The sequence below is a fragment of the Kitasatospora sp. NPDC059803 genome, from assembly GCF_042732255.1.
Lineage (GTDB): Bacteria > Actinomycetota > Actinomycetes > Streptomycetales > Streptomycetaceae > Kitasatospora.
Genome location: NZ_JBHWIJ010000056.1, coordinates 17,413 through 25,495 on the forward strand (window position 1 = coordinate 17,413; position 8,083 = coordinate 25,495).

13 protein-coding genes are annotated in these 8,083 nt (G+C 69.0%); 8 read left to right on the forward strand and 5 right to left on the reverse strand.

Annotated elements, in window-relative coordinates:
* Positions 1-121 precede the first annotated feature (121 nt).
* The 5 genes from ACFV6I_RS12440 to ACFV6I_RS12460 form a co-directional block, all read right to left on the reverse strand.
* The gene (locus tag ACFV6I_RS12440; protein WP_380424947.1) at positions 122-526 is read right to left on the reverse strand and encodes a DUF3052 domain-containing protein; all 405 of its coding nucleotides are present in this window, start codon (positions 524-526) and stop codon (positions 122-124) included.
* A gap of 104 nt (positions 527-630) precedes the next feature.
* On the reverse strand, positions 631-831 hold the full coding sequence (locus tag ACFV6I_RS12445; protein ID WP_380342927.1) for a hypothetical protein: 201 nt from the start codon (positions 829-831) through the stop codon (positions 631-633).
* Between the two features lie 78 nt (positions 832-909).
* A complete protein-coding gene (locus tag ACFV6I_RS12450; RefSeq protein WP_380424949.1) occupies positions 910-1,299 on the reverse strand; it encodes a hypothetical protein in 390 nt (129 codons plus the stop codon).
* Positions 1,300-1,404: 105 nt separating this feature from the next.
* Positions 1,405-1,668, reverse strand: coding sequence for a hypothetical protein (locus ACFV6I_RS12455; RefSeq protein WP_063348115.1), 264 nt, complete (start codon positions 1,666-1,668; stop codon positions 1,405-1,407).
* Positions 1,668-2,039 (reverse strand): ATP-binding protein, encoded by a 372-nt coding sequence (locus ACFV6I_RS12460; protein WP_063348116.1) that lies wholly within the window; start codon positions 2,037-2,039, stop codon positions 1,668-1,670. Before ACFV6I_RS12460 ends, ACFV6I_RS12455 begins: the two co-directional genes overlap by 1 nt.
* A 176-nt stretch (positions 2,040-2,215) precedes the next feature.
* Between ACFV6I_RS12460 and ACFV6I_RS12465 the strand changes: the two genes are divergently transcribed.
* The 8 genes from ACFV6I_RS12465 to ACFV6I_RS12500 form a co-directional block, all read left to right on the forward strand.
* Entirely contained in the window at positions 2,216-3,106 is an 891-nt protein-coding gene (locus ACFV6I_RS12465) for a helix-turn-helix domain-containing protein (protein ID WP_380424952.1), read from the forward strand.
* A 10-nt stretch (positions 3,107-3,116) separates the two neighbouring features.
* On the forward strand, positions 3,117-3,317 hold the full coding sequence (locus tag ACFV6I_RS12470; protein WP_363371647.1) for a DUF397 domain-containing protein: 201 nt from the start codon (positions 3,117-3,119) through the stop codon (positions 3,315-3,317).
* 96 nt (positions 3,318-3,413) lie between these two features.
* On the forward strand, positions 3,414-3,986 hold the full coding sequence (locus tag ACFV6I_RS12475; protein WP_380424954.1) for a DUF1707 domain-containing protein: 573 nt from the start codon (positions 3,414-3,416) through the stop codon (positions 3,984-3,986).
* A gap of 215 nt (positions 3,987-4,201) precedes the next feature.
* Complete coding sequence (locus tag ACFV6I_RS12480) at positions 4,202-5,056, forward strand: helix-turn-helix transcriptional regulator (protein ID WP_063348119.1); 855 nt, start codon at positions 4,202-4,204, stop codon at positions 5,054-5,056.
* Between the two features lie 147 nt (positions 5,057-5,203).
* Positions 5,204-5,431, forward strand: coding sequence for a hypothetical protein (locus ACFV6I_RS12485; protein WP_063348120.1), 228 nt, complete (start codon positions 5,204-5,206; stop codon positions 5,429-5,431).
* The gene (locus tag ACFV6I_RS12490) at positions 5,409-5,927 is read left to right on the forward strand and encodes a DUF6879 family protein (RefSeq protein WP_380424957.1); all 519 of its coding nucleotides are present in this window, start codon (positions 5,409-5,411) and stop codon (positions 5,925-5,927) included. Before ACFV6I_RS12485 ends, ACFV6I_RS12490 begins: the two co-directional genes overlap by 23 nt.
* Before the next feature lie 3 nt (positions 5,928-5,930).
* Positions 5,931-6,776: a helix-turn-helix transcriptional regulator gene (locus ACFV6I_RS12495; RefSeq protein WP_063348122.1), complete on the forward strand. Its 846-nt coding sequence runs from the start codon at positions 5,931-5,933 to the stop codon at positions 6,774-6,776.
* 313 nt (positions 6,777-7,089) lie between these two features.
* The coding region (locus ACFV6I_RS12500; RefSeq protein ID WP_380424960.1) for a methyltransferase domain-containing protein at positions 7,090-8,083 on the forward strand (994 nt) is incomplete at its 3' end.

An 8,083-nucleotide genomic window follows, 5' to 3' on the forward strand; every position in this document is an offset into this window, starting at 1 on the left:
CGGCGCGCGGCCCGCCGCCGTCGGGGGGGCCGCGCGCCGGCCGGGGGCCGCCGCCGGCGCGCGGGTCCGGGCGGGGGGGGGGCCTCGCCCGCCGCCCGGGCGCCTTCCCGCTCCGGGGATGTCAGCGCTTGGGGGCGATGAGGCGGGTGCCGGCCCAGTCCGGGGCGGCGCCGATGGCCTTGGTCGAGGAGAGGCCGGCGGTCTGGACGGCCTCGTTGACGTCGCCGGGCTCGACGTAGCCGTCCCGGCCCGACTTCGGCGTGAGCAGCCAGATCATGCCGCCCTCTTGGAGGAGACCGATGGCGTCGACCAGGGCGTCGGTGAGGTCGCCGTCGTCCTCGCGGAACCAGAGCAGGACGGTGTCGGCCACGTCGTCGTAGTCCTCGTCGACGAGGTCCTGGCCGGTGATCGACTCGATGCCCTCGCGGAGGTCCTGGTCGACGTCCTCGTCGTAGCCGATCTCCTGGACGACCTGCCCGGACTGGAACCCGAGCCGGGCCGCCGGGTTGGTGCGCTCTGTCGTCATGCCGGTGTTCCTTTGACTTGGAGGCGCCTGTCGCCTCGCATCCGGGTAGCCAATCAGACGCGGACGGTGGTCGGCGCTGAACACGCCCGGAGATTGACGGTGCGTCAGATCTCGCGGCAGGAGACGATCCCGGACGAGCTGACGGCCAGCAGGAGTTGGGCGCCCCCGGCGGCATCGGCCCGGGTGATGGTGGCGCCCAGCTCGCCGGGCGGGAGGGGGAACGTGTGCGGGTGCAGGTCGGCGTCGTGCGCCACGACTGCGTCGCCCTCGACGTAGAGCAGCAGGTATTCGGCGACGTCGGACACGTCGGGTCCCCTCCCCTGGGGTGGCTGGCGCTTGGCCCTGCCCACGCTAGGGGCCGCGCGGGGCGCGGTCGGTGGCATTCACCCGGCACCACCCCGACGGGTGAATCCGACGGAGGACGGGCGGGGGTTGGGGGCAGGGCTGGGGCCGGGGTTGAGGTGGGGGTTGAGGCGGGCGGGGTGCCCGGCGGCGTTGCGACCGGCGGCCTCGCGGTAGGCGATGCGCTGGACGGCGGTGACCAAGCGGTAGAGGTTGAGGGCGGCGTCGGAGTCGTCGGCGGCGAAGCCCAAGTGGAAGATGAAGGCTTCGAGTTCGCGCCAGTCGAAGTCGTCGGGGACGGGCTGGGCGACGCCGGGGGCGAGGGTGTTGAAGGCGGCGGCGACGGCGTAGTGGGTCGCGGCGAGGGCGTTGGCCAGGAGGTTGGCCAGGGGGTTGGGGCCGAAGTCGGGGTCCGGGTCCGGGTCGGACATGTCAGGGGTCCTCCTCGTCGGGCTTTGCAACGTTGAGTGCGGTGATGACGCCCAGGACGACGGTGGCGATCGCCAGGGCGAGGAGGACGGCGAAGGCGGCGGCGATCAGAAAGCGCACGGGTCTTCGCGGTCTCGGTCGGCGGCGAGGAGGAGGGAGAGGAGGTTGAGGAGCGTGGAGGCCGGGGCGGTGTTGAAGCGGACGAGGACGCGGCCGTCGATGGTGCGGTCGATGGTGGCGGAGGGGAAGATGAGGCCGAACCTGCGGCCGCGCTCGTCGACTTCGGCGAGGAGCGTGCGGATGTGGTCGTCGGTGTAGTACCGGATCCGGGGGTCGGTCGGGAGCATCGGGCGGCGGCGGGGAAGGGGCATCAGGCGGCGTCCAACTGCAGCTCGAACCAGACGGATTTGCCCTGCTTGCGCAGGTCGGCGCCGAAGCGGTGGGCGAGGGAACGGACGAGGTGCAGACCTCGGCCGGAGAGCGCGTAGGGGTCGGCGGGGGCGCACGGCTCGGGCGGGAGGGTCTGGCTGTCGTCACAGACCGAGACGCGGAGCCTGCGCTCCAGGAGGGAGAGCACGACGAGGGGCGCGAGGCTCCCGGCGTGCTTCCACGCGTTGAAGAAGAGTTCGTGGAGGGCGAGTTCGGCGTCGCAGATGGTGGGGGGCGGCCAGCCGGCGGTGGTGAGGAGGTCGCACAGTTCGGTGCGGGCGGCGGTCCAGTCGGGAGGGTTGGAAGCACGCATGAGAGACCCCGGGAGGGAGAGGGGGGAGTCACTGACGATCCGTCATGTGACCGGTGCAACACTGAGAGTAAGAGCACAGGGCTCACGCGTGCAACCTAATCGCGGAGAAGACCCACCCAGCTTGGATAAGCTCACTCGTGTGGGTGGAGACTGCCCCGACACGGAAGGAACCCCCCTTGGCACTCAGGACCCAAATCAGCGAACGGCAGCGGCGGTTCGGCGCTGAGCTGAGGCGGCTGCGCGAGGCCGCCGGGCTGGCGGTCAAGGATGCCGGTGCCCTCATCGGCATCGCCGGGCCGCAGCTCAGCCACATCGAGGCGGCGCGCACGGCACTCGACTCGGAACGGCTCGCGACTCTTCTTGACGGCTACGGGTGCACGGATGAGACCTATGCCGCCCTCTTGCGCGCTCTCGGGGCGAGCGATGGCAAGGGCTGGTGGACCGAGTTCAAGGGAAAGGTCCCGCCCCTCGCCCTGGATCTGGCCGAGGCAGAGGACCGCTCCGTCCGGCTGCACAGCTACGACTCGCTCTACATCCCAGGGGTGCTGCAACTACCCGACTACGCGAAGGCGATCTACGAGGGTGGTCACGCCAGGAGCCCATGGGAACCCCAGACACAGGTCCGTTTCCGAAGCGGCCGACAGCGGATCCTCGCAGATGACAAGCCACGGCAGTTCAAGTTCGTCATCCATGAAGCCGCGCTGCGCATGCGCTTTGCCGGAGACACAGTCATGCGGTCTCAGCTTCTTCATCTGATCGAAGTGGCGGAATTGCCGAATGTCAGCATCCAGGTACTGCCATTCACCGCGCCCAGGCATGCGCCGCTCTCGGCTTCATTCCTGTTCTGCGACCCGGGATGCCTTGAGCTGTCGACGGTGATCCTCTCCGGCCCGAAGCGTTCGGAGTACCTCGGAGACCCAGTCGATGTTGATGCCTACGTGCAGAAGTTCCAGCAGTTGAGCGAGCTCTCACTCCCGCCTGTCGACTGCAACGGCGCCCTGCGTAAGCTCGATACACGTGACTCTTGGGGGCTCATTCACCATCTCCTCTACGAGCTTCAGACCTGAAAGGCGTCCGATGTCCCACCTCGTCTGGCAAAAGTCGTCTTACAGCGACGCAGAAGGCGCCGATGCCTGCCTTGAACTTGCCCAGGGCGACGACGACCTCCGCCACCTCCGCGAATCCGACGACCCCGACATCATTGTCACCACCACCACCGCCAAACTCCGCGCCCTCGTCCTCGGCGCCAAGGCCGGCGAGTTCGACTACCTCATCTGAACCTCTACCGCACGCCCAGTGGTCAGCACACTTGGTGCTGACCGCCTCCGCCCAACTCCCTGTTCCGGGCCGCCCGCCCTGGGTTAGCGTGGACCCATGTCGAGAGACCTGCCCGCGCTACGGGCATCCCATCAGGACCGGGACCGCATCGTAGAAACGCTGCAGGTCGCCGCCGCAGACGGCCGGCTCACCCCCGAAGAACTCGAAACCCGGCTGGAAGCCGCGCTCTCGGCCCGGACGCTCGCCGAGCTGGCCGAGCTGACCACCGACCTGCCGAGCTTCGCGTCGGCCGTGGCCGTGCCGAAGGACGTGCTGGTCATCGACCAGCGCGGCGGCAAGTACACCCGGGCGGGGCGCTGGGTGGTCCCCCGGCACATCGAGTTGCGGCCGAAGCACTGCACGGTCGTCCTCGACTTCACCGAGGCGGTGATCACGGCCGACACCCTTCTGATCGACGTGTCCCTGCGGCACGGCAAGCTGCTCATCATCAGCCCGCCGGGCCTCGTCACCCTCGACACCGACGGTCTCACCCTGGTCTTCTCCAAGGTCAAGCAGCGCTTCGACAGCGGCGGCGACGCCAGGCCCCGGCTCCGTATCGAGCTCACCGGCACCCTCAAACACGCCTCGGTCGTCGCGCGCCCTCCCCGCCGCCGCCTCTTCGGCGCTTGAGGCAGGCCCACTCCACAGCTACGCACCCTCGCCCGCTCGTCGATCCCGACGAGCGGGCGATCTCGTTACCCAGCCAGATTCCCGCCCTCAAAGCGCCCGCCACGACGCGCCGTTGGCCGATTCCGACCTTCCGTCACGACCACGCCGGTGAGAAACTTTGAGAAATTTCGGCTAGGAGGAGCAATCGTGAAGCTGCGACTCACCGGCAGCCCGCGTTGAGCACCACACGACAGGGCGTCCACGAAGCCCGCCTGGAACTCGGCCGACGCCTTCGCACGATCCGTACGGCGGCCGGGCTCGACGGACGCACCCTCGCGGGCCGGCTCGGCTGGCCCGCGAGCAAGGTGTCCAAGCTCCAGCAAGGGCGGCAATCCCCCACGGTCGCCGACGTCCGGGCCTGGGCCGACGCCTGCGACGTCCCCGAGGCCGCTGCGGAACTCGTCGTCCAACTGCACGAGCTGGACGACCGGTACGCCCAATGGCGGCACGAGCTGCGACAGGGCCACGCCGCAGTCCAGAAGTCCTGGGCCGACATGGAGGCCGCGGCACAGACCATCCGCGCATTCGAACCCTGCTGGGTACCGGGCCTTCTCCAGACCGCCGACTACGCGGCTGCACGGTTCCGCGAGCACGCCCAGCTCAACGACAGCCCGCCGGACACGGACGCCGCCGTGGCCGCCCGCCTCGCCCGTCAGCAGATCCTGTACTCGCACTCGCCCGGCGGCCGGCACTGGCACATCCTCCTCACCGAGGCCGCCCTGCTCTACGGGACCGCCTCCGCCGAGGTGATGCGCGCCCAGATCGACCGCCTGGTCTCCGCGACGACCCTCCCGGCCCTGCGCCTGGGCGTCGTGCCGTTCCGCACACGCCTGCCCGCCTCACCCGTGCACGGGTTCTGGATCTTCGACGACCAGTTGGCCTCCGTTGAGGTCGTCAGCGGCGAACTCCGGCTGGGTCTGCCCGAGGAGATCGCCCAGTACCGCAAGGTCTTCGACCTACTGGCCCCGAGTGCGCTCTACGACGCGGACGCCCGGCGGCTGCTCACCGCGGCTGCCGAAAGCTGGATCTGATAGGGCATCAAAAAGAATGTCAGCGTCTTCCACTGCATGAACCTGCTCGCTCTCGCCGAGCAAGTTCAAGCAAGTTCGTGGTGCGGGTACCGAATTGTGCGGCAAGCTCTCTCACAGCGATCGACTCCAACCACGAGGAGGCCCACGATGGCGCTGCACAAGCTCGGACAAGACCCCGACAGCCCCGAAGGCAAGTCCCCGACCGTCTACCTCGATGACGTGACGGGCAACTACATCCTCCAGGGCTGGAAGGTCCTCGACCCGGACCGTCTCGCGCAGATGGACGTCCCCGGGCACGAGACCGTGATCGAATTCCCCAGGCGAATGATGCAGTTCTTCCCGGAGGTGAACGGTGGCAGCGGCCCCCACGCTTGAGGACCTGCTGCGGTCCTGCACCCGCTCGGCGCTTCACCTTGAGATGCGCGACGGCTACATGCGAGACGATCCGCTGTTCGTCCGCTGGCTCGACGGGCTCCGCGACGACCCGGCCGACCGTTCGACGTGGTGGAGCCCTTGGTTGCAGTTGGTCCAGGAGACCACCGCCCGAGGCGTCGAGATCCGGCGCGCCCGCGTGGTGTCGGAGCCGGTCAGCGAGTACGTCCGGTTCGAGCACGAGATCACGTTCCGGAACATCGCCTCCGGCGAGCAGGTCAGCTGGCTTCCGCGTAGGCAGACGACCGACCTCGCGCTCCCCGGCAATGACTTCTGGCTGATCGACGGGCAGTACCTCGTCGTCCACCACTTCAGCGGCGAGGGCGACTTCGTCGACGACGAGATCAGCACCGACCCGGAGATCCTGAAGCTCTGCCACTCCGCGTTCGAGGCCGTCTGGGAGCGGGCAGTGCCGCACAAGGACTTCCGGCTGCACTAGACCGTGTCCGCGTCATCCAGCGTCCAGCAAGCCAAACAGGCTCTCGGCCAGCGTCTGCGCGATATCCGGCGAGACTCCGGACTCAGCGCGCGGGCGGTGGCCGAGGCCGCTGGGTGGCATGAATCGAAGTGCTCCAAGATCCAGAGTGGCCGGGTGATGCCGTCGGAGGCTGACATACGCGTCTGGACGGCCATCTGTGGCGTCCCTGATCAGGCCGCGGACCTCATCGCGACTGCCCGGAACATCGAAGGCATGTACGTCGAGTGGCGCCGCCTCGAACGAGCCGGACTCAAGCGGGCGCAGGAATCCGTACGCCCGCTGTTCGAGCGGACACGCCGCTTCCGCATGTATCAGTCGTGGGTCGTCCCTGGCCTGCTCCAGACCGCCGCCTACACGCGTGCGGTGCTCCACACGATCGTGTCGCTGCGCAACACGCCCGACGACGTCGATGAAGCCGTCGCCGTACGGATGGAGCGGCAGAACGTGCTGCACACCGGAGACCACCGCTTCGCCGTCCTGGTCGAGGAGTGGGTGCTGCGAACGGTCATCGGCACGCCGGACGTCCTCCTGGGCCAACTTGGCCATCTGATCGGTGTCGGTTCCCTTCCCTCGGTCAGCCTCGGAGTGATTCCCCTCGGGACAACCAGGGGTGCAGGATGGCCGGTTGAGTCCTTCACCATGTACGACGATGCGCAGGTGAACGTCGAGCTTGTCTCCGCCCACCTCACCATCACCCAACCAGCGGAGATCGCCGAGTACGGCCAGGCCTTCTCCGAGCTGGCGAGCATCGCGGTCTACGGCGCCGAGGCGCGTTCGCTCATCACCCAGGCCATCAACGCGCTCGGGTGAATCCGGGCAAGGTCGAGCAAGTTCATCGACCGGGCGCAGGCCCCCTCCCTACCGTTGAGGACACAACGAGCTGACAGGAGCAGGCCGTTGCAGGTCACCGATCCCCCGAAGCCGAAGAAGCCCGCCTCGCCCCCGTCGCCGAGGCCGCCGGACCTGTAGCCACGCGACGACCTCCACACCTCACCGACCAACAGGGAGGGCCAATGAGCGGAACGGCCGGCAAGCACGCGGGCCAGCAGGACCCGGGCAAGGACAAGCCGTCCAAGGACACCTCGCGCCCGAAGCCGCCTCCGAAGCACGAAAAGAAGGACCAGTGACGGAGAACATCCACCAGGAGCAGGCCGCCGTGCGCGGCCTGCTCCTGGCCATCAGCGAAGAACTCGGCAAGCCCGTCCCGCAGGAATGGAAGGACGCGGTCAGGGCGACCCCGCGTCACCGGTTCCTGCCGGACCGGATCTGGCTGGACGACGAGAACGGAGACCTCCGGCCCTGCGACCTCCGGGACGAGCCCGACCGGTGGTTCGAGGCCGCCTACGCCAACGGGCCTGTCGTCACGCAGGTCAACGACGGCGAGGAACCGGCCGACAGCGCGGAGGCCTGGGCGTCGTCCTCCGCCTCCTCGCCCGCCATGGTCGTGCGGATGCTCGACGACCTCGGTGTCTGGCCGGGCTTGAAGGCCCTGGAGATCGGCACCGGAACGGGCTGGAACGCCGCGCTGCTCGCCCACCGGCTCGGCGCCGACCGGGTCACCTCCATCGAGGTCGACCCTGACGTCGCCCGGCAGGCCCGCGCCTCGCTCAACGCGGCCGGGCTCGCCGTGGAGGCCGTCAGCGGGGACGGCGCCGACGGCTGGGCCCCCCGGCAGCCGTACGACCGGATCATCTCCACCTGCTCGGTCAGCAGGGTGCCGACGGCGTGGATCGAACAGACCGACCCCGGCGGCGTGATCGTCACACCGTGGGAGAGCCCGATGCTCTCCTTCGGACTGCTCCGGCTCGTCGTCGGCGAGCAGCACACCTACGGGAAGTTCAGCGCGCACGGGTCGTTCATGCTGATGCGCGCTCAGCGGACGGACCTGCGGATCTACCGGGACGTCGTGCGCGACCACCACCAGCCCGACGAGTCCACCACCCGGCTGTCGCCGTGGCAGGTGTGCGGCGAGGACCTGGACGTGCGGTTCGCGCTCGGTCTGAAACTCGGCGACGTGTGGACCGCCTGGCACCACGAACCCGACGTCGAGGGGGTGGCCACCCGCCTGTGGGTGGCCCACACGGTCGCCACCTCGTGGGCCGCGGTGGTCCACGACG